The 20,086-nt window shown below is 62.9% G+C and carries 15 protein-coding genes; 4 read left to right on the forward strand and 11 right to left on the reverse strand.

Translation table 11 applies throughout. From position 1 onward, the window contains the following. Positions 1-13 precede the first annotated feature (13 nt). The 3 genes from RAS12_RS25795 to RAS12_RS25805 all read left to right on the forward strand — a co-directional run bounded on the left by RAS12_RS25795 (position 14) and on the right by RAS12_RS25805 (position 8,023). Positions 14-4,567 carry a two-partner secretion domain-containing protein gene (locus tag RAS12_RS25795; protein WP_306942725.1) on the forward strand — a complete coding sequence of 1,518 codons (4,554 nt, stop codon included), beginning with the start codon at positions 14-16 and terminating at the stop codon, positions 4,565-4,567. Between the two features lie 105 nt (positions 4,568-4,672). Next, the gene (locus RAS12_RS25800; RefSeq protein WP_306942727.1) at positions 4,673-6,340 is read left to right on the forward strand and encodes a ShlB/FhaC/HecB family hemolysin secretion/activation protein; all 1,668 of its coding nucleotides are present in this window, start codon (positions 4,673-4,675) and stop codon (positions 6,338-6,340) included. 147 nt (positions 6,341-6,487) lie between these two features. Then, positions 6,488-8,023 carry an argininosuccinate lyase gene (locus tag RAS12_RS25805; protein ID WP_306942729.1) on the forward strand — a complete coding sequence of 512 codons (1,536 nt, stop codon included), beginning with the start codon at positions 6,488-6,490 and terminating at the stop codon, positions 8,021-8,023. 13 nt (positions 8,024-8,036) lie between these two features. Here the strand turns inward: RAS12_RS25805 and RAS12_RS25810 are convergent, their stop codons facing one another. After that, positions 8,037-8,924, reverse strand: coding sequence for a LysR family transcriptional regulator (locus RAS12_RS25810; RefSeq protein WP_306942731.1), 888 nt, complete (start codon positions 8,922-8,924; stop codon positions 8,037-8,039). A 128-nt stretch (positions 8,925-9,052) separates the two neighbouring features. Here RAS12_RS25810 and RAS12_RS25815 point away from each other — a divergent pair, with 128 nt between their 5' ends. After that, positions 9,053-10,468, forward strand: a complete 1,416-nt coding sequence (locus RAS12_RS25815; protein ID WP_306942733.1) for an MFS transporter — start codon at positions 9,053-9,055, stop codon at positions 10,466-10,468. Here the strand turns inward: RAS12_RS25815 and RAS12_RS25820 are convergent. The 10 genes from RAS12_RS25820 to RAS12_RS25865 form a co-directional block, all read right to left on the reverse strand. Continuing rightward, positions 10,440-11,972: an NAD(P)/FAD-dependent oxidoreductase gene (locus RAS12_RS25820; protein ID WP_306942737.1), complete on the reverse strand. Its 1,533-nt coding sequence runs from the start codon at positions 11,970-11,972 to the stop codon at positions 10,440-10,442. The genes RAS12_RS25815 and RAS12_RS25820 overlap by 29 nt on opposite strands. Continuing rightward, on the reverse strand, positions 11,969-12,370 hold the full coding sequence (locus RAS12_RS25825; RefSeq protein WP_306942739.1) for a DUF805 domain-containing protein: 402 nt from the start codon (positions 12,368-12,370) through the stop codon (positions 11,969-11,971). Before RAS12_RS25825 ends, RAS12_RS25820 begins: the two co-directional genes overlap by 4 nt. Positions 12,371-12,478: 108 nt before the next feature. Next, positions 12,479-13,249: a cache domain-containing protein gene (locus RAS12_RS25830; RefSeq protein WP_306942741.1), complete on the reverse strand. Its 771-nt coding sequence runs from the start codon at positions 13,247-13,249 to the stop codon at positions 12,479-12,481. 33 nt (positions 13,250-13,282) lie between these two features. Then, positions 13,283-14,038 carry a FadR/GntR family transcriptional regulator gene (locus RAS12_RS25835; RefSeq protein ID WP_306942743.1) on the reverse strand — a complete coding sequence of 252 codons (756 nt, stop codon included), beginning with the start codon at positions 14,036-14,038 and terminating at the stop codon, positions 13,283-13,285. Between the two features lie 51 nt (positions 14,039-14,089). After that, positions 14,090-14,863 carry a nuclear transport factor 2 family protein gene (locus tag RAS12_RS25840; protein ID WP_306942745.1) on the reverse strand — a complete coding sequence of 258 codons (774 nt, stop codon included), beginning with the start codon at positions 14,861-14,863 and terminating at the stop codon, positions 14,090-14,092. Positions 14,864-14,877: 14 nt separating this feature from the next. Then, positions 14,878-16,308, reverse strand: a complete 1,431-nt coding sequence (locus RAS12_RS25845; RefSeq protein WP_306942747.1) for a gamma-aminobutyraldehyde dehydrogenase — start codon at positions 16,306-16,308, stop codon at positions 14,878-14,880. Positions 16,309-16,405: 97 nt separating this feature from the next. Continuing rightward, a complete protein-coding gene (locus tag RAS12_RS25850) occupies positions 16,406-16,552 on the reverse strand; it encodes a hypothetical protein (RefSeq protein WP_306942749.1) in 147 nt (48 codons plus the stop codon). Between the two features lie 82 nt (positions 16,553-16,634). Beyond that, positions 16,635-17,600 carry a Bug family tripartite tricarboxylate transporter substrate binding protein gene (locus RAS12_RS25855; RefSeq protein WP_306942751.1) on the reverse strand — a complete coding sequence of 322 codons (966 nt, stop codon included), beginning with the start codon at positions 17,598-17,600 and terminating at the stop codon, positions 16,635-16,637. A gap of 38 nt (positions 17,601-17,638) precedes the next feature. Continuing rightward, positions 17,639-18,883: a CaiB/BaiF CoA transferase family protein gene (locus RAS12_RS25860; RefSeq protein WP_306942752.1), complete on the reverse strand. Its 1,245-nt coding sequence runs from the start codon at positions 18,881-18,883 to the stop codon at positions 17,639-17,641. A gap of 55 nt (positions 18,884-18,938) precedes the next feature. Next, on the reverse strand, positions 18,939-20,084 hold the full coding sequence (locus tag RAS12_RS25865) for an FAS1-like dehydratase domain-containing protein (protein ID WP_306942754.1): 1,146 nt from the start codon (positions 20,082-20,084) through the stop codon (positions 18,939-18,941). Positions 20,085-20,086 lie beyond the last annotated feature (2 nt).

Raw genomic sequence — 20,086 nt, forward strand, 5'->3', positions numbered from 1 at the left:
TCAGGAATATGCCATGAGAAAGCCCTCCCTTAACCACGTCTACCGTTTGGTCTGGAACGATGCCACGGGCGCCTACGTGCCCGTAGCCGAAATCGCCAGCGCCCGCCGTAAGCGCAATGCATCGGCTGGCGCCGTATTGAGCGCAGCCTTGCTATTGTCTGGTCCCGCGCTTGCTGCGGATCTGCCGACGGGCGGCCAGGTAGTGGCAGGCTCCGGCAGCATCAGCCAGACAGGAACCGCGCTGACGATCAACCAGCAAAGCGGCAAGCTGGCGGTGGACTGGCAAAGCTTTTCCATCGGCAAGGGCAATAGCGTCACGTTCAAGCAACCAGGCCGCGATTCGGTGGCGCTGAACCGCGTGCTGGGACCGGATGTGTCGGTGATTCAAGGCGCCTTGAATGCCAACGGCCAGGTGTTTCTGGTCAACCCCAATGGCGTAGTGTTCACGCCGACCGCGCAGGTCAATGTGGGCGGCATTGTTGCCAGTACGCTGAACATCAGCACGCAGGATTTTCTGGCCGGCAATTACCGGTTTGAAGGCGCCAGCGGCAACGCCATCATCAATCAGGGCAATATCACCGCGGCGCCTGGCGGCAGTGTGGCGCTGATCGCAGCCAAGATCTCCAACACGGGCACCGTGACGGCTGATAAGGGCAACGTGCTGTTGGGCGCAGGCAGCCGGGTCAAGCTGGACCTGGGAGGCCCGGTCAAGATTGAAGTGGAACAAGGCGCGATCGACGCGCTGATCGAGCAGGGCGGAGCCATACGCGCAGACGGCGGCGTGGTGTACCTGACGGCCAAAGCTGCGGGTGATCTGGCCAGCACCGTCATCAACCACACCGGTATCACGCAAGCCAGAACGCTTGCAACAGGCGAGAACGGCAAGATCGTGCTGCTGGGCGATATGGTCAACGACCGCATCGCCGTTGGCGGCACGCTGGATGCCAGCGCGCCCACTGGCGGCCGTGGCGGTTTTGTTGAAACGTCGGCGGCCAAGGTGTCGGTGGCAGCAGGCGCGCTCATCACGACCAAGGCCGTCAGCGGCCAGCATGGCGCATGGTTGATCGACCCTACCGACTTCACGGTGAGCGCTGGCGCGGGCGGAAATTCCGATAGCGGCATAGGCGCGGACACGCTGGCGGGCAACTTGGAAAACGGCAGTGTAGAACTGCGTACGGTTGCCAGCGGCGCGGGCGCGGGCAACATCAATGTGAATGCCGCCGTGAAGTGGGGCGCCAACACGAAACTGACGCTGAGCGCGCACGGCGACATTGCCATCAATGCTCCGATCACCGCGACCGGCGCGCAGGCCGGGCTGGTGCTGAACCATGGCGGCTACCAGCAGAATGGCGTTGCGGCGGCGGGTAGCGACTACTCGGTCAGCGCGCCCGTCACGTTGAGCGGCGCGGGTGCGACGCTGCAAATCAACGGGCAGGACTACACGCTGATTCATACGCTGCAAGATGCCGCGCAGCATCTGGGCGCCACCAACAACGGCTTCTATGCGCTGGCGCAAGACCTGGACCTGAGCGGCAATGTGTTTACCTCCGCCGTGGTGCCGTACTTCAACAGCACGCTGGCCGGAATGGGGCACACCATCAGCAACCTCAGCATCGTTGGCAATAGCGACAACGCTGGTTTGTTCAAGACCGTGGGCGTGGACGGCCTGATCCGTGATGTGGCGCTGACCCGGGTAACGGTGACTGGCGGTAGCGAGACCGGGATGCTGGCGGGTATCAACATGGGCACGCTGCGCAATACGTCGGCTACCGGCAACGTGACCGGGGACTCTTTCCTGGGCGGGTTGGTTGGCCATAATGCAGGCACCATCGTCAACTCCTACGCCAGCGGGTTCGTCACGAGCTCTACGAACGGTTTCGCTTTGGGCGGGCTGGTAGGCAGCAACGGGCCTACGGGTTTCCTGACCAACGTCTACGCAACCGTGGATGTGTCCGAGGCGAATTCCGACATAGGCGGATTGGTCGGTATCAATCAGGGTTCAATCAAAAACGCCTATGCGTCTGGCAATGTGACGGCTGGCGGCCCGTTGCGTCTCGCCGTGGGCGGGCTGGTCGGCACAGCCCAGGCGGGTAGTTCGATTACCAATGCCTATGCGTCCGGCAGGGTGATTGGGTCGGTCATGACCGGCGGACTGGTGGGCATGGTGAGTGGCAGCAGCACCATCACGAACTCCCAATGGGACCTCTTGACGACAGGGCAAAACCTTGCCGTGGGCGGCGGTGGCGGCATGTCGCAAACGAATGTGTCGAGCGTCAACGGCAGCTACGCGCATACGGCGTACGACAAGCTTGGCACTTGGTCCTTGGTCGCTGGCACGAGTGATGTCTGGGTTGCCAAGGACGCGGCCGGCAAGGCGCAATGGATCATGATCGAAGGTCAGACCCGGCCTTTCCTGGCCAGCGAATACAGCACGGGTATCGGCAATGATCATCAGCTGCAACTGATGGCCTATGACCGCACCGGCCACTATTTCCTGACGCGAGATTTCAATGCGGCTCCCCGGGGCATGTGGGCGGACGGCGGCTTTATGCCCGTTGGCGACGTCGATAACCAGTTCTCAGGCAGTCTGGACGGCCAGGGCCGCACGATCACCGGGCTGGTGATCAATCGAGGCGGCCAGGCGCAGGTTGGCGTGTTTGGCGTCATTGGCGCCGCGGGGGCGGTCAAGGACGTCGGCCTGATGGACACAACCATTCAAGGCGGGTCTGCCGTCGGCGCGCTTGCGGGAACGAATTACGGCGCGCTATCCGGTGTCTATGCCATCAACAATTATCTTGTCGCCAATACCACTCTGGGCGGCTTGGTTGGATATAACCGCGGCAGCATCATCAATGCCTACACGACAGGCGCCCTTTTTGCATCGAACAATCCCACCCCCGTGGGCGGCCTGGTTGGCATCAACAACGCGGGCGCTACGATCCGCTACACGTATTCCAACTCCACCATTACCGTGACGGGGGTTCCCAGCCAGCAGATGGGCGGTCTGGTGGGGCTGAATATCAGCGGGGGCGTGATTGCGAATTCGTTCTGGAATGCGGACGCTTTCGCGGGCGCCGGCAACAACACGGCTGGTGCACAAGGCCAGACCCTGGCCGCGCTCAAGCAGCTGTCCACGTTCGTGAACGACGGATGGGACATCGACAACGTCGGAGGTACCGGCAAGGCCTGGCGCATGTATGAGGGCTATGACACGCCCTTGCTGCGCGTCTACCTGAAACCCGTGACGGTCAGCTTGGCCGATAAGGTCTATGACGGCCAGGCAGGCGGCGGCGGTTATCAGAGCTCGATCAACAACGCGCAGCTTGATGGCGCGCTGACGTTCACCACCAACTCGAAGAATGCGGGTCAGTACAGCCAGGCGGACGGCACGCTGACGGTGACGGGCAACCTGTATTCGGGCCAGCGCGGCTACGACATCTCGTACGGTGACGGCTTGGCGATGACGATTTCGAAGAAAGGGTTGATCGCTGATTACAGCGTGGCCAGCAAGGTATACGACGGCACCGACAACGCCGGCGTGCAGGTGTCGAACTTGGATGGGCTGATCGGATCGGACGACGTGTCCGCGTCGGCCAACGGAAAGTTCCAGGACAAGAACGCGGGTAATGGAAAGCAAGTGTCTATCAGCGGCATTGGGCTGTCTGGCGACGATGCTGGCAACTACTTCATTACGAATAGTTCGGCGACGGCGCAAGCGGACATCGCCCGCGCAAGCATTGTCGGCAACATTACGGCTGACGGAAAAATCTACGATGGCACGACCACCGCTACCACGACGGGCACGCTGTATGGCGCAGTCAGTGGCGACGCGTTGACGTTCACGACCAGTGGCAGTTTTGCGGATCAGAACGCGGGCCAGAGCAAAGACGTGAACGTGAAAGGCAAGCTCACGGGCGACGATGCGCGCAACTACGACATCACCCTGAACGCGACGACCACCGCGAACATAGACCGGCGCGCGATCTCTGTCGCCGCCGACGACAAGAGCAAGGGTGTGGGCGAAGTGGACCCTGCGCTGACGTGGCGTCTGGTCCAAGGCAACCTGATCGGCGAGGACGCGTTGCAAGGCTCGTTGAGCCGCGCGCCGGGCGAGACGGCCGGCCGGTATGTCATTGGCGCCAACGGTCTGAATAACAGCAACTATCGGATCACCGCGCTGGACGGCATGTTTACGATCAACGGACCGAGGACGCCCGACAGCTGGACGCCGCCTACCAACCCTGGTGTTCCCGCGACGCCAGGCGACACCGTTATGCCCACTCCACCCGCCAACGGCCCGGCGGCAGCGTCAGATGAGCGCCGCAATTCGGCGGTAACCGCAGCGCAGTGGATGCAGGCTTCCATCACGTCCGTGAACGCCAATCCCCCTGCGCTGAGTGGCGATCTGGCTTTTGTGCCCGTGACGTCTGGCGAGTCTGGCACGAACGCGCCGGGCGCTGGCGCTGGCGCTGGGCAGGGCGCGCGCAGCGTGCAAGGCCCGGCACAGGTGCTGGTCATTGACGGCGGCATCCGTTTGCCTGATGGCGTAATCCAGGGCGGCATCTGATTCCAGCCGCCTGATCAGGCGAGTCCTTCCATTCTTGACAGACAGGCGCCCCACGTCCTTTGCGATCGCGGGCGTCTGTCATGAAAACCTGAATCACATACGATCATGACGTTTGCATTGTTTACCGCTCGACCGCGCCAACTGGTATTGGCGCTTGCCGCACTCTTGCCGGCCGCAGCCCCCGCCTGGGCCCAACAAATCCCTAACGCTGGCCGCATTCTCCAAGAGCAGGCGCCAGAACCCCAGCCGCCCGCGCCGTCGCCGTCGTTGAATCTGGATAGCCCCATTCCCGGAACGGCCGCACCCGGCGGCGCGCAGGCTCGCGTATCGCGCATCGACCTGACAGGCAACCACGCCTATACGCAAGAGCAATTGCTGGCCTTGCTGGGCAGCTATCAGGACAAGACATACGACCTGGCTGGTATGCAAGAGCTTGCCAACACGCTCACGCGCTATTACCGCGATGCAGGTTATCCCTTCGCTCGCGTCTACCTGCCCGCGCAAGGTTTGGAGAACGGCGTGTTGCGTTTGCAAGTCGTCGAAGGCCGTTACGGTCAGGTCAAGGCTGAAGGCGATGCCGCACTGGCGGCAAAGGCGCAGGCTTACTTGGACCCGCTAAAGACGGGCGGCGTGATTGAAAGCGCGCCCCTGGAACGCGCGGCGCTCTTGCTGTCGGACCTGCCCGGCGTCACGGTCAGCCCCATTGTCCGCCCCGGTCAGGAAATGGGCACGGGGGATCTGGCGGTGCAAGTTGAACGCGGTGACCGCGTCAATGGCAGTGTTGGTCTGGACAACCAGGGCAACCGGTACACCGGTCAATATCGCGCCAACGCCGCGCTGGCGATCAACAGCCCCTTCATGTTGGGCGACCAGATTACGCTGCGCGCACAACGCACCAGCGAAAACCTGAACTACGGCGACGTGGGCTACAGCGCGCCGCTGGGCAGTTCCGGTTTGCGTGGCCGCATCGGCTATGGCTACACCGGCTACGAGCTGGGCAAGGAATTCAGCGACCTGGACGCGCATGGCAGCGCGCGTGTCGCCAGTGTGGGCTTGAGCTATCCCTTGATCCGCTCGCAAAGCCGAAACCTGACGATAGGCGTCGATTTCTTGCACAAGAAGCTGCGCGATGATTACCGCGCCGCTGACATCGTCCAAGACAAGTTCAGCAACAGCGTGCCGATTGCCGCGCAGTTCGATGTGCGTGACAGTTTGGGCGGGGGCGGTTTGACGTATGGCGCGCTGAGCTGGACGCCGGGCACCTTGAAGCTGGACGGCAAGCTTGCCGCAGCCGACAGCCTGAGCGCCCAGTCAGCTGGCCATTACAGCAAGCTGAACCTGGACATTGCGCGTCTGCAATCCGTGTCTTCACGCTGGACGGTCTTTGGCCGCTTTAGCGGTCAATGGACCAACGACAACCTGGACTCCTCGGAAGACTTTGGGCTGGGCGGTCCGGCAGGCGTGCGCGCCTATCCCGTGGGCGAAGGCTACGGAGACCGGGGCTGGTTGACGCAACTGGAAGTGCGATACGCGGCGGGCGCGGTCACGCCTTTTGCGTTTTATGACGCGGGCCGTGTGCAGATCTCGGCCCACCCCTGGCAGGCGGGCGACAACTTCCGCGCTGTCGCGGGTGCGGGCGTGGGCGCCCGAGTTGCGGTGGCGGGCTGGCGTGGCGAAGCCACGGTGGCTTGGCGCACCGATGGCGGCGCCCCTCAATCGGATAGCAGGGACCACAAACCCCTGTTTTGGATAAGCGCGCAGTACGTGTTCTAAGCGGGCGCGCCGGCTTGGCCCCTATCTTCTAGAGATAGGGGCTTTTTTTTGCGCTTTGAAATTGCCGTACCGTATCCGTGAAATTCTGGATGTTCCGCCGCGAAAGCCGTCGATACACTGATCCACCGCCCCTATAACGAGAAACCCATGAGACATTTCTTTCCCGCCCTGGGAACTGCCCTTGCTCTGTCGCTGTGCGCGCACGCCGCCTTTGCCCAGCAGGCCCCGGCCGCTGCCGTGCCACGTGATCCATTCTTCTGGCTGGGCGAGATCAACAAGGCCACCGCGGTGATCAATACCGACGAAGGGTTGCTGGATAAGACCATGGCGCCGCGTCTGGCGGCGGGCGTGGCCAAGGTCATTCATGACGGCAATCAGCCGGGCGCCAAGCGTCCAGCCAGCGTCATTACCTTTGAACCGCTGCTGATCAAGGCGGCGGGTGAAGACGTGACCCTGCTGCACGCGGGCCGTTCCAGCCAGGATATGCACGCGACCTACCGCAGCGCCATCCTGCGCGACAAGCTGCTGGAGCTGGCGGATCAATTGAACAAGACGTCTACGACGCTGGTTGAACTGGCGGGTAAGCACGCGGGCACGATCGTGCCGAACTACACCAATGGCGTAGCCGCCCAACCCAACAGCTATGGTCATTACCTGCTGGGTCAGGCTGCGGGTCTGGCGCGTGATGCCCAGCGCATCCGCGAGGCCTATGTCCGCATCGACCGCTCTCCCATGGGCACCACGGTGCTAAACGGCACCAGCTGGCCGCTGGACCGCAAGCGTATGGCAACTTATCTGGGTTTCGAGGCGCTGGTGGACAACGCGTACGACGCGTCGCAGATTTCATCCATGGACCAGCCGGTTGAAGTCGCCTCTATCGTGACCAGCATCGCGCTGCGCACGGGAAACTTTGTTGAAGATGTCATGACGCAGTACGCGCAATCGCGTCCGTGGATTCTCTTGGAAGAAGGCGGCGGCAACACCTATGTTTCCAGCGCCATGCCGCAGAAGCGCAATCCGGGTTTGCTGAACGACACGCGCAGCGACGCCTCTACGGCGGTGACTTTGGCGATGGGGCCCGTCATCCAGACGCACAACATCACTCCGGGCATGAGCGACCCCAAGGACGTCAAGCAGAACTCGGCCATGGTGGATAGCGGCATCTCGGCGCTCAAGCGCTGGGACCGCGTGCTGAAGGCCATGGTCATCAGCCCGGACCGCGCGCTGGAGGAGCTCAATAGCGATTGGACTGCGTCGCAAGAGCTGGCCGATGTGTTGATGCGCAAGTACAAGCTGCCGTTTCGCGATGGCCATCATTTCGCGTCGGAAATCGTGACGTACGCCAAGACCAACAACATCAAGCCGCTGGACTTCCCGTATGAGCAGGCCCGCCGTATCTATGCGGACGCTTTAAAGGGCTCGAAGTACGGCACCGAACTGCCGATGAGCGAAGCGGAATTCCGTTCGACCTTGGACCCGGTGGCGATCGTAAACAACCGTGCAACCAGTGGCGGGCCGCAACCCAAGGAGATGGACCGCATGCTGAAAGAGGCGCGCGAGCAGTTGGCGGCTCAAGGCAAGTGGATCTCGGAGCGCCGCGATCACATCAATCAATCGCTGGCCGGCTTGGATAAGCAGTTCGACGCGCTGGTGGCGAGTGCGCCGAAGGACAAGGCGCAGTAGGCCCTGGCGGGCATCATCGGCATCCATCCAACACGCATCCGCGTAGCCAGCGATGCGCGGCATCGCCATCCATACGCGGGTGCCAAAGCATGGAAACCGTGAACGCGGGCATCGCGAAGGGCAGGGGGAACGCAAGCATGCCTGCGCGCATGCTTTCGGTGTGGCGTTCGGGGACGGTGGCGATGAGGTCCGATGCCCGCGCCAACGCCAGCGCGGTGGAAAAACCGCCGGCAATGGTGGCGATGCCGCGTTCGCGCCCAAGCGCTAGCAAGGCATCGTCGATGGGCCCTTTGTCCTGCCCGCGACGCGATACCAGAATGTGGCGGGCAGCCGCGTAGCGCGCCAGCGTGACCCTGCTGCCGCAAAGCGGATGTTCATCGCGCATGACCCCGATCAAGCGGTCCTTAAACAGGGCGCGGGTTCGCAGCTCCGGGCTGGCGTCATCGCCGACGACTCCGGTTTCCAGATCAACAGCGCCTTCCCGCAGAAGGGCGCTGTTCTTATCGGTCTTTTGCACAAAGCGCAGCCGCACGCCTGGCGCTTCGGCACCGATACGGGCAAGCAGGCCTGGCCCGAAGGTCTCCGCGAAACCGTCGCTGGAACGCAGCGTGAAGGTGCGCGCCAATTGCTTCAGATTGAGTTGCTCCGCTGGCCGTAGCACGGCCTCTACGTCTTGCACCAGAGCGCCAACCCGGTCACGCAGCTCCAGTGCCCGAGGCGTGGGCACCAGGCCGCGCCCCGCCCGCACCAGTAGCGGATCGCCCGTGGTGTCGCGCAGGCGCGCCAGCGCCCGGCTCATGGCGGAGGGACTCAGGCGCAAACGGCGCGCGGCGCCCGCGACGCTGCCTTCGGCAAGCAGCGCGTTCAAGGTAAGCAACAGGTTCAGGTCGGGCATGGACATGGCGCAAACGTAGCACGTCTGTATTGGGATGTGGCGTCTGGTGCAGGTATTCAGTGCAAATGCTGCGTCTTCCGCCAGCTGTCGTTCACGCCTACGCTGTGATATCCCTTCTTATACCGCATCGATCCGTGACCTCTTCAGACATCACCCCGTCGTCCTCCCGCGCAACCGGCGCTTTGCTGGCCTGCCTGTCGCTAGCCATGCTGTTGCCGTCCTTGGGGACCAGCATTGCCAACGTTGGCCTGCCGGCCATGGCGCAGGCATTCAATGCGCCATTTCACGATGTGCAGTGGGTGGTGCTGGCCTATCTGCTGGCGATCACAACCTTGATCGTCAGTGTGGGCCGTTTGGGTGACCTGATCGGACGCCGCCGATTGATGCTGATGGGGATTGGACTGTTCACCATCGCGTCCATCGCGAGCGGGTTGGCGTCCAGCCTGTGGCCCCTGGTGGCGGCGCGGGCTGCGCAAGGCCTGGGCGCGGCGATCATGATGGCCCTGACGATGGCATTCGTGGGTGACACCGTGCCGAAAGAGCGGGCGGGCAGCGTGATGGGTTTGCTGGGCACGATGTCGGCCATCGGGACGGCACTGGGGCCCACGCTGGGTGGCCTGCTGATCGCAGGGCAAGGGTGGAGAGCCATTTTCTTGGTCAATGTGCCGTTGGGTGTGTTGGCGTTTGGGCTGGCGGTTGTGTACTTGCCTGCCGATCCGGCGCCGTCCAAAGGCGAGCGGGTACGCTTTGACAGCCGAGGCACCGTGGCGCTGGCGTTGACGCTTGCGGCCTATGCAATGGCCATGACGATGGGGCGAGGCAGTGTGGGAGCGCTGAATGCCGCGCTGCTGGCAGCAGCGCTGGCCGGCGCTGCCCTGTTTGTGTGGATGCAATCGCGGACGGCGTATCCGCTGATACGGCCGGTCATGTTGCGTAATCCGGTGTTGAGCGCAGGTTTGGTCATGAGCGTGCTGGTCGCCACCGTGATGATGGCAACCCTGGTGGTCGGACCGTTCTATCTGTCAGGCGGGCTTGGATTGGATGCCGCGCGCGTGGGCCTCGTGATGTCTTGCGGTCCGATCGTCGCCGCATTGACGGGCGTGCCCGCCGGCCGCTGCGTAGATCGCTACGGCGCCCAGCCGGTCCTGTTGATCGGGCTGGTTGCGATCATCGCTGGGTCGGTTCTTCTGCCCATCACGTCCGTCAGGTTTGGCGTGGCGGGTTATATCGGCGCGCTGACAACGATGACGGCGGGCTTTGCCCTCTTTCAAACTGCGAACAATACGTCCGTCATGGCGGACGTGGGCCGCGACCAGCGCGGCGCCATTTCGGGCTTGCTGAATCTGTCGCGCAATTTGGGTTTTATCACTGGCGCATCCGCGATGGGGGCGGTATTTGCAGCCGGGGCCGGGGCGGCGGACCTATTGGCCGCGCCGCCCGAAGCGCTGGCATCAGGCCTGCGCACGGCTTTTTGGGTTGCCGCAGGCCTCGTGTTGCTAGCTCTGGGCGTCGCGCTCAGGTTCAGAACGACACCATGTCCGCAGGGTTGATCATGCCCATCACGCCCAACGCGCCCTTGATGAGCGGAATCGCGACGGGCGAGATGTGGCGTCCCAATGGAATGCCCGCATGGTCAAAGCGCGTCAGCATCGTGAAGTCGTTGTTGCGCCCGGTCAGGTCGTCGCTGATGGCGCGGCCGATCCGCACTGTCTGCGCCACGCCGTGCCCGCTCCAACCATGCACCATATAAACCGGAATGTCGCCAGCGCTCTTGCGGCTGTCGGTGGCGCCGTTCAGGGTCAGGTCGCTGATACCGCTCCAGGAGTATTCCAGCTCAGGCTTTTCCAGTTGCGGAAATACGGTCTTGATGCGGTCCAGCAGGTAGTTGTTGACGTCACGCGGTGACCAGGAGTTGCCCGTGCCCTGGCCGCCGAAAAGCAGCCGGTTGTTGCGCACGGCCCGGTAGTAGTCGATCTGCAATTGGGTGTCGTACACCGGCATGTCGGCAGGAAGCAGTTCGCGCACAGGATGCGGCAGTGGCGGCGTGACGGCGACATAAGTGAAGAACGGCACCGTGGTGGAACTTCCAGGCATGAACTGGAAGGTGGAGCTGTGTACGGCCAGTACGACAGCTTTGCGCGCGGTGATCGCTCCCTTCTCCGTGGTCACAAGCGTGCTGCCGGGAGCCTCCTGAATGGCCAAGGCCTGGGTGCCGTCGTACACGCGGCCGCCCAGTTTGACGAAGCCGTGCACCATGCCGCGCAATAGCGCCAGAGGATGCACTTGACCACCGGTGCTATCGATGGCCGCTCCAAAATAGATGTCGGACTTGACGTACTGATCCTTCAATTCGTGCCTGCCGATGATCTTGACGCCCGAGTCGCCCAGGCGCAGTCTGGCGTCGGCGTTTTCGACCAGCGCGCCCATATGGCCAGCATGCACGGCCGCCGTGATGTGGCCACGCTTGCGGTCGCATTCAAAGTGATGGCGTGCGCGCAGTCCGTCGATGACGTCCATGGCTTCAACAGAAGCAAAACGCCACAAGCGCCGCGCGTCTGCCAGGGACAAGTTGTCCAGCATGGTGCCCGCTTCCCAGCGCGCGAGTCCGGGCGTCATCTGGCCGCCGTTGCGGCCCGAGGCGCCCGAGCCGATATGGTCTTTTTCAATCAAGACCACATCAACACCGGCTTCCGCCAGATGCAGGGCGGTGGAGGCGCCCAGCAAGCCGCCGCCGATGATGACGACCTCGCAGCTCAGGTCGCCGGGCAGTCCGCCGAACGAGGGCCATTCGGATAGCGATGCTTCGTAGTAGTTTGCGGGCATGGCGCCGGGGGCGGCGTCTTTGCGCCAGTTCCAGATGCGGTTGTCGATGCCCAATCGTGTGGGCGCTTCGCGGGCGTCTTCAAGCAGCTCTGGCGTGGCGCTGCCGCCTGTGCTGGCTTGTCCAAATACTCGATTGGGCCATAGTGCCAGTCCGCCTGCGGCGGCCACGGCGGTTGATGCGGCCGTGGCCGTGGCGGTCTTGAAAATGAATTCGCGTCTGTTCAGAGTCATGTCCATATTCCTTGGAAACGCCTGCCCTGGCGGCCGGCTTCTTGGGGGGCGGGGCCATAGCGGTTGCTGCCCGAGGTGCCGCGCGGGATCATGAAACCCTGCAAAACAAGCGTGCCAAGCAGGGGCAGCGCGTGCAGCAGGTTCCACCAGCCGCTGCGGCCGGTGTCGTGCAAGCGTCGTGTTGAGACGGCCAGAGCCGGCACCAGGGTCAGCATCAAATAACCCGCCGTGAACCAGCCAAACAAGATTTCTGGGTTGGCCACAGCCAGCGCGCGTTCGGCGTATGAAATGCCGAGCACGGCCAGCACCTGGCACAGGACGAAGGTCCAATACTCTTTGCGCCGCGCCCGGCCTGTAAAGACGGCGTATTGCTTCAATGCTCGCAAGTACCAGTTCATGGGTGTCCTCCCGTTTGAAAAGATGTGCCGATACCGCGCCCGTCAGGGGCGCAGGTGACGCATGGCGCGCCTGTTGGGGTAGGGGGCCGCGCAGATTGCGCGGGCGGATCAGCGCGCCGTGCGCGGTGGCTGCAGGCCGACCGGCGGGCTACGCGGTACGCGTGGGGGATTGGGCGGCAGCACAACCAGGCGCAGGCCGGTTGGGCTGCTGCCCTGGATGTCGCTGGCGTGCGGTTTCCAGAGTGAGCCCGGGCGGATGCCGCGCGCTGTCGAGGTCACGACCCGGGTGTCTTGATTGATAACCAGCGCAGGGCGGCCGATGGCGCGCAGCGCGGGCAAGAGCAAGCGGTCCAGCGTGGAAACCAATACGTCGACGGCCGTCACACCGGCAAACGCTCCGCCAATCAGGACGGGATGCGCGGCCGTGATCGTATAGGCGCCGTTGCAGATGTAGTCCACATAAGGGCCATCGACAACAGGCTCGCATTGACGGGCGGGCAGATCGAACCAGGTAAATGCGCGAAAGTCCAAACGCTGCCGTGTTTCCTGATTGCGCTCCAATTGCGCGCGCTGCATGGATCGCCCCTCTTGCCGCCACCATTCCAGTGTCCAGTAGCCGTCGCCGGAACCCGCAGGCGCGGCATAGCTGGCAAAACCCGCGCCGTTGCACCAGGTGTTGTTGCGCAACGCATCCTGAATATGAGACTGCAGTGCGCTGCGGTGGTCGCCTGACAGAAGAATGCCCGTGCCTGACTCCGGACGCTGATCCCACAGAATCAGGCTTGCGGCCTCAGCCAGCGATTCCGCAGCGCACCGGGCATCTGTCAGGACGCGGTCCAGAATGTCGGTGGCGTGATCGATGCGTGTGCCTTCGTCCATCTGCCGTCTCCTGTTCTGCCGCGGGTTGCGCGGTCATCGGTCCGCGTGGATGTTCGGGGATGGCGGTGTTGCGGCGATGCGCAGCTTGTATTCCAGCAGATGGTCGGTAAGCGTGTTGATCAGGTCTTGCGCGAGCGCGCCGCTACGGGCGTCGTCACCGTCGCGCAGCGCCGTCAACAGCAAGAAATAGCCATCGACAATGTCGGCGTGTACGGCCGCGTCTTGATAGAGCGCGGCGACCAGGGGCGCCCATTCAGCCTGAATGGCCAGCTCCTGATTGGCCAGCCGGGCAGACTGTGAGTGGCTGGCCAGCATCAGCAGGCAGCGCATATCTGCCTGGGCGCGGGCCTGCGGCGCGGTAGCCGCTTCGAACAGGCCGATCTGCTGCGTCAGCCGCAGATGCTCGTCGGGCGTGGATCGCAACGCGGCCAGTTTTGCGCTGTGGCTGATGACTGCGCAATGCAGTTCACCCAGGTCGGCCAGATCGCCCGACGTGGCCAGATGCAGCGGGTGGCGCTGCAACATCATCTCGACCGGAACCACGCACACAAAACTGCCGCCGTTGCGGCCGCGCCGGGTGTCGATCAGTTGCCTTGCGCGCAAGGTGTTCAAGGCTTCGCGCATGGTGACTGGCGACACGCCCATCAGCCGGGACAGCTCGTTCTCGTTGGGCAGTTGTTCGTCGGCATGCAACAGGCCCGAGACGATGGCGTTGCTCAGGCGTTCTACGATTTGTTCCGAGCGCGTGCCCTGGCCGATCGGGGCAAAGGCGATGGCGTGAGCGGTCATGGGAGAACTCCGGGGCAAGAGAATGTAGCGGGCATCATTACACGGGAATCGTCAGAATATGCCGTGCTTGTGCGCGGCCTGGCCGTCTTCCGGCACCGGCATGATGACATCCCAGAGTTCGGCGATCTTCCCGTCTTCAACTCGCCACAGCTCAAAATAAGCGTGGCGCTCGCCTGCGATGCTGCCTTCGGAATGAGTCAGCACAAATTGGCCTTCTGCGACCGTACGGTGGATACGGCTGTACTGAAGCGCCTTGCCGTCTTCGCGCAATTGGTTCAGGAAGTCGACCACGGCCACCGTGCCGTCTGCAATGTCGGGGCTGTGCTGGCGGAACTGTGCGCCATTGCCGTAGCGGGTGAAGGCGTCATAGTCGCCATCGATCAAGGCGCGTTTGAAAAACGCCGTGACCAGCTCTCGGTTCTTCTCGGTGTCTTGCGAGGAGCCTGGCTCCGTCGGGCCGTCCAGCTGCGTGCGCCCGCTGGCGTTTGGAGGGGCTTCGGGCGTCAGCCCGTGCCAATGTTCGACGATGTGGTTGTCGGCAACGCGATAGATATCGAAGCTCATCATCGGCTGATCGCCGAAGCCCGTGTAGCGGCCGTGGATGGCGACCAGATCGCCATCCACCAGCACGCGGTGCGCTTCATGCGTCATGGTTGGATAGTTGTGGATCAGCTTGCGCAAGATATCCTGCCCGTTCCTGACCCGAGGCGAGTGATCGATAAAGCGCGGCGAAAAATAGCGGTCCAGCGCTCCGGTATCACGCAGCGCAAAGAGCTCATGGTGGGCGCGGGCGACGCGGTCGCGCAGCGTATTGGCCTTGGTCATGGAGGTCTCCTGGTTTAGTCGTGTGAGCTCATCACGTGCTTGATGCGCGTGTATTCCTCAAAACCGTAAGCGGACAGATCCTTGCCATACCCCGACCGCTTAAACCCGCCGTGAGGCGCCTCTGCTGTCAGCGGAATGTGCGTGTTGATCCACACGGTGCCAAAGTCCAGGTCGCGCGACATGCGCTGCGCGCGGCCATGATCGCGGGTCCAGACGCTGGACGCCAAACCATATTCGACGTCGTTCGCTTTATGGATGGCATCTTGCTCGTTGGAGAATGTCTGCACCGTGATGACGGGCCCGAAGATTTCGGTTTGGATGGCTTCGTCGTGTTGCTGCAAGCCGGTGATAACGGTGGGTTCGAAGTAATAACCGGGGCGGTCTGCCCGGTGGCCGCCGGTTTCAACCCGGGCGTGTGCTGGCAAGCGTTTGATAAAGCCTTGCACGCGTTCCAGCTGGCTGGCGTTGTTGAGCGGCCCGTAGAGCGCGTCCTGATCGTCCGGTTCGCCGAAGCGGGTGGCTTTGGCGGCTTTCACCAGTTTGGCGACGAACGCGTCATGCACGGATTCGGCAACGATGACGCGCGCTGCAGCGGTGCAGTCCTGCCCCGCATTGAAATACCCCGTCATGGCAATATGTTGCGCGGCTTTATCCAGGTCGGCATCTTCAAATACCACCACGGGCGCCTTGCCGCCCAGTTCCAGGTGAGCCCGGGCCAGGTTGGCCGCAGCGGATGCGGCGACCTGCAAGCCGGCGCGCACCGAACCGGTGATGGACACCAGCGCAGGCGTCTTGTGCGAAACAACCTTGGCGCCAGTGGCGGCGTTGCCCAGCACGACGTTGAACGCGCCTGCGGGAAAGAACGGTGCAGCGATTTCGGCCAGAAGCAATGTGCTTTCCGGGGTGCTGTCGCTGGGCTTGAGCACGACGGTGTTGCCCGCCGCCAGGGCCGGCGCGATTTTCCATACTGCCATCATCAGCGGGTAGTTCCACGGGGTAACCTGGCCGACCACGCCCAGGGGTTCGCGGCGGATGCTGGATGTCAGGCCTTCCATGTATTCGCTGGTGGCCTTGCCTTCCAGAAAACGGGCAGCGCCAGCAAAGAAGCGGATCTGATCCACGCACACGGCGACCTCTTCGGAGGCAATCAAATGCTTGAGCTGACCGGTGTTGCGGCTTTGTGCTTCGACCAGGCGGTCGCTGTTGGTTTCCACCGCGTTGGCCAATTGCAGCAGCGCTTTCTGACGCGTGGACGGGGTGCTTCGGCCCCAGATCTTGAATGCATTGCGGGCTGCTGCGTAAGCGCGGTCGACGTCGGCCTCGTTGGCGTTGGGCGAGCGGGCATACGGTTTGCCGGTCACCGGGCTGATCAGGTCAAAGTACTCGGAGCCGTTGGACTCAACGTATTGGCCATCGATGAAATGCTTCAGTGTCGGCATTGCCATGGTGATCTCCCGGTGATTGGTGGTGATGATAAATATATTCTCTGATGTTATAGGTATTTATTCTGCTGGGGTTTTCCCGTAACGTTGAAGTGCATAGTTATTTGGCGCCGGCCTTGCGCTGTGTGCGGTCACGCACGTACAGGCCCGCCAGCCGCTCAGCCCAGACGGCAACACGGAAATAGAGGCTATGGATTGTCGTCGAGCGGACGAGGGATGGGCGCGGTTTGCGCAGGGGTTCGGCCATCTGCGCTGCATACTCGGAGCAGAGCGCGCGGCGATGGGCTCGGCAGATCGGGGCGGCCGTGGCCGCCCGATACGGCGATGCGCTATTCCGCTTTCAACCCCGCCTGCACGATCAGCGGCTGCCACTTCAGGCGTTCACTACGGGCAAATGCCGCCAGGGCCTCTGGTGTGCCCCCACCGGGTTCATGGCCCAGATCCAGCAGCCGTTGCTGCACCTCAGGACGCGCCAGAATCTTGGCGACCTCGGCATTCAGCTTCGTCACGACGGCGGCAGGCGTACCTTTTGGGGCGTACAAGCCGTTCCAGGCGATGACTTGAAAACCGTCGATTCCTTGGGCCGCTACCGATTTCACGCCGGGTAGCAAGGCGGACTCTTTCAACGACGTCACCGCCAACGGCCGCAGCTTGCCGCCGGTGATGAAGGGGCGAGCGGCGCTGATGGTGTCGATGCCGATTTGCACTTGCCCGCCCATCAGGTCGGTCGTGGCGGTGGCAGAACCCTTGTAGGGGATGCCGCGTATGCTGCCGACGCCCTGTTGCTTAAGCAGTTCGAAGACCAGCCGCGCCGTAGTGCTGGGCATGCCCACGTTGACGCTGTCGGGTTTTGCCTTGGCGGCGTCTTGCAGGTCCGCCAGGCTGGCGTAGGGCGACGTCGGGGTGGTCAGCAGCACCATCGGAAACGAGCTGACCAGCATGATGGGTTCGAAGTCTTTTTCCGGGTCGAACGAAGTCGACGCATACATGTATTGATTCAGTACGTGCGTGCCGTTGGTGCCCATCAGCAGCGTGTAGCCGTCAGGCGCTGCGCGGGCGGCTTCCGACGCGCCGATATTGCCCCCGGCGCCAGGGCGGTTTTCAACAATAAAGGGTTGGCCCAGGGCTTTGGCCAGATACTCGGCGAGATAACGCCCGGCCACGTCGGTGCCTTGGCCTGCCTGATAGGGGACGATGATTCGTACTGGCTTGGTGGGATAGGCGTCCGCCGCCGCGGCTAGCGGGGCGCACAGGGCAGACGCCGCTAGCGCGGCAATCAGTCGAAGCGTTTTCATGGTGGTCTCCTCGTTTTTTATTTGGCAGATTTATGGCGTTACTGCTTCGGAGGAGGCCAGCGCGGCAAGACACCCTGTTCCCGCAGGGCCGCGATTTGGGATTCGTCGAGGCCGGCCTCCCGGAGGACCTCGTCGGTGTGCTGCGCATAAGCAGGGGGCAGGCGGTTGATTTGCGGCGGGGATAACGACAGCCGGACGGGCGCGCCGATGCCGTGATATCCAGCGCGGTCGATGCGCATGCCGCGGTGTGTTGCGTGCGCCTGCTCAAAGGCTTCGGGCACGCTGTTGACCGGGCCGGCGGGTACGCCGAGCTGCATCAGATCGTGGCAGACGGTGTCGCGCAAGCGCGTCGCCAACGCGTCTTCGATCAACGTGCGCAGCGCCGAGCGGTGTTCCAGACGCGACCGGTTGTTGGCAAACCGCGGATCTTCCCGCAATGGCGAAAGGCCAGCGTAGTCGCAGAACTTGTGGAACTGCCGATCATTCACAATGCCCAGGAAGAGCGCGCCGTCCTGGCACGCAAAACGGTCATAAGGCGCGATATTGGGATGCGCGCTGCCCAACAATCCGGGGGCGCGTTGGGTATGCATCCAATTGGCCGCGTGCGGCACCAGCAGGCTGAGTGCGGCGTCGAATAGCGTGACTTCAACACGTTGCCCCTGGCCGGTGCGTGCGCGGCTGTACAACGCCAGCAAAATGCCGGCCTGCGCGGTATAGCCCGTCAGGTGATCTACGATGGGCACGCCGATGCGGGTCGGGCCGCTATCTGGGTCGCCGTTCACGCTCATCAGTCCGCACATGGCTTGCAGAATGGCGTCGTAGCCGGGCAATCCACCCAGCGGGCCATCATCGCCAAAGCCCGAGATGGCGCAGTAGATCAGATGCGGAAAGCGGTGCTTCAGGTCCGTCTCGTAGTCGAGCCCCCACTTGGCCATGGTGCCGGGAAGGAAGTTCTCGACCAGGATGTCCGCGTCTTCCAGCAGGGTCAGCAAGGTGTCTCGTCCCCCGGCCAGAGACAGATCCAGCGCAATCGCGCGCTTGCCGCGATTGACGGCCGTGAAATAAGCCGCGTCGCCATCGGCATTGACGGGCGGCCCCAAGGTGCGCGTCTCGTCGCCGCCGGGCGGTTCGACCTTGATGACATCGGCGCCCTGGTCGGCCAGCATCTGGGTGCACAACGGCCCCGCCAGCACTCTGGACAGATCGATGACGCGTATACCCTCCAGCGCGCCCTGCGGGCGCGCTTCGGGGGCGGGTGCAGCATGCTCCGATGAACCAGACATCGTCGACCTCGATTTGGTCAGGTGCTATGCGCGGGTGGCGCAGAGGGCCGGAGCTTCAGCCCCGGGTGGGCAGTTCTACCACGCCGGAACCCAGCACCGACAGCTCGTCATCCTGATTGCGCGCTTCTTGTTCGATTTCAACCAGGTGACGGCCGTCTTCCACATACTTGCGCTTGACGCGGCCCTTGAAGAAGAGCATGTCGCCTTCCGGGTTGTGGCGGCGGATTTTGCACGTGGATTTGCGCAGGAAACCCGCGTCGCCCATCCAGTTCGTCAGGTGGTGCGTCAACCAGGAATTGCGTTCTGGACCGTAGTCGTAAGCGCCGGGGGCGCCAACTTCCAGCGCGAATTCCTCTTCCCAGTGCACGCGTTCGGGCACGTCGGGAATGCCGAAGCGGTTGGTGATGCCTACACCGGGGTGCGCGTCTATCAGTTGCCACGCCAGTTTGTTGGCGCGGATGTACAAGCCGCCCCAACCTTGCGCGAAGGCAATGAAGCCCGTCACCGTCATCGGGCCTTTGAACATGACGGGCAGCTCTTCGCCTTCTTTCACGTCTTCCCAGTAACGGGGCGTGGCGCCGCGCACTTCTTCTTGCGCATACAGCTTGTAGGCTTCTTTGATTTCTTCGGGGCTGTAGCGGCGCGGCTCACGGGCGCGCACCTCTTTGTATTTGCTGCCTTGTTCACGGGCGTGATCGCGCTCGGTGCGGAAGCACCAGCTGTCGGCTTCAGCGACTTTGTCGCCGTCCTGGTTGAAGAAATCCACGTGATAGATCTGTTGCACCGCGCGGCCCGCAAAACGGGTCTGATGTTCGATCAGGTTTTTCAGATGCGCTTCGGTTGAGATCGTGTCGTTGCGTTTGACGTTCTTGTGCCAGGTCCAGTCAGCGCCCGACCACATGGCATGCACGCCAGGCAGACCGCCCACATAGCCCGACACAATGCGGCTGGTAGAAAACAGAAAGCTGGGCAACGCGATGATGCCGCCGTGCTGGGTCTTGGCCGCGTATTCGGGATCGGACCACAGCGGATTGTCGTCGCCGATGCCGTGCGCATAGTGGCGAATGTTGTCGCGCGTGGCTTCATAGCACCACGGTTCGGCGGTAGCGCCGATCTTGACGCCTATCCGTTCGCGCAATTCGTCCAGGCCGCGCTCGGTGATTTTCGGGAAGCTTCTTTCTGTCTTGGTCGGGGTCAGCATGA

This window comes from Achromobacter seleniivolatilans (assembly GCF_030864005.1).
Classification (GTDB): domain Bacteria; phylum Pseudomonadota; class Gammaproteobacteria; order Burkholderiales; family Burkholderiaceae_B; genus Achromobacter; species Achromobacter seleniivolatilans.

Coding starts and splice junctions, on each gene's coding strand:
- RAS12_RS25795 (WP_306942725.1), top strand. CDS start 14: ATGAGAAAGCCCTCCCTTAACCACGTCTACCGTTTGGTCTGGAACGAT.
- RAS12_RS25800 (WP_306942727.1), top strand. CDS start 4,673: ATGACGTTTGCATTGTTTACCGCTCGACCGCGCCAACTGGTATTGGCG.
- RAS12_RS25805 (WP_306942729.1), top strand. CDS start 6,488: ATGAGACATTTCTTTCCCGCCCTGGGAACTGCCCTTGCTCTGTCGCTG.
- RAS12_RS25810 (WP_306942731.1), bottom strand. CDS start 8,924: ATGTCCATGCCCGACCTGAACCTGTTGCTTACCTTGAACGCGCTGCTT.
- RAS12_RS25820 (WP_306942737.1), bottom strand. CDS start 11,972: ATGACTCTGAACAGACGCGAATTCATTTTCAAGACCGCCACGGCCACG.
- RAS12_RS25825 (WP_306942739.1), bottom strand. CDS start 12,370: ATGAACTGGTACTTGCGAGCATTGAAGCAATACGCCGTCTTTACAGGC.
- RAS12_RS25830 (WP_306942741.1), bottom strand. CDS start 13,249: ATGGACGAAGGCACACGCATCGATCACGCCACCGACATTCTGGACCGC.
- RAS12_RS25835 (WP_306942743.1), bottom strand. CDS start 14,038: ATGACCGCTCACGCCATCGCCTTTGCCCCGATCGGCCAGGGCACGCGC.
- RAS12_RS25840 (WP_306942745.1), bottom strand. CDS start 14,863: ATGACCAAGGCCAATACGCTGCGCGACCGCGTCGCCCGCGCCCACCAT.
- RAS12_RS25845 (WP_306942747.1), bottom strand. CDS start 16,308: ATGGCAATGCCGACACTGAAGCATTTCATCGATGGCCAATACGTTGAG.
- RAS12_RS25850 (WP_306942749.1), bottom strand. CDS start 16,552: ATGGCCGAACCCCTGCGCAAACCGCGCCCATCCCTCGTCCGCTCGACG.
- RAS12_RS25855 (WP_306942751.1), bottom strand. CDS start 17,600: ATGAAAACGCTTCGACTGATTGCCGCGCTAGCGGCGTCTGCCCTGTGC.
- RAS12_RS25860 (WP_306942752.1), bottom strand. CDS start 18,883: ATGTCTGGTTCATCGGAGCATGCTGCACCCGCCCCCGAAGCGCGCCCG.
- RAS12_RS25865 (WP_306942754.1), bottom strand. CDS start 20,084: ATGCTGACCCCGACCAAGACAGAAAGAAGCTTCCCGAAAATCACCGAG.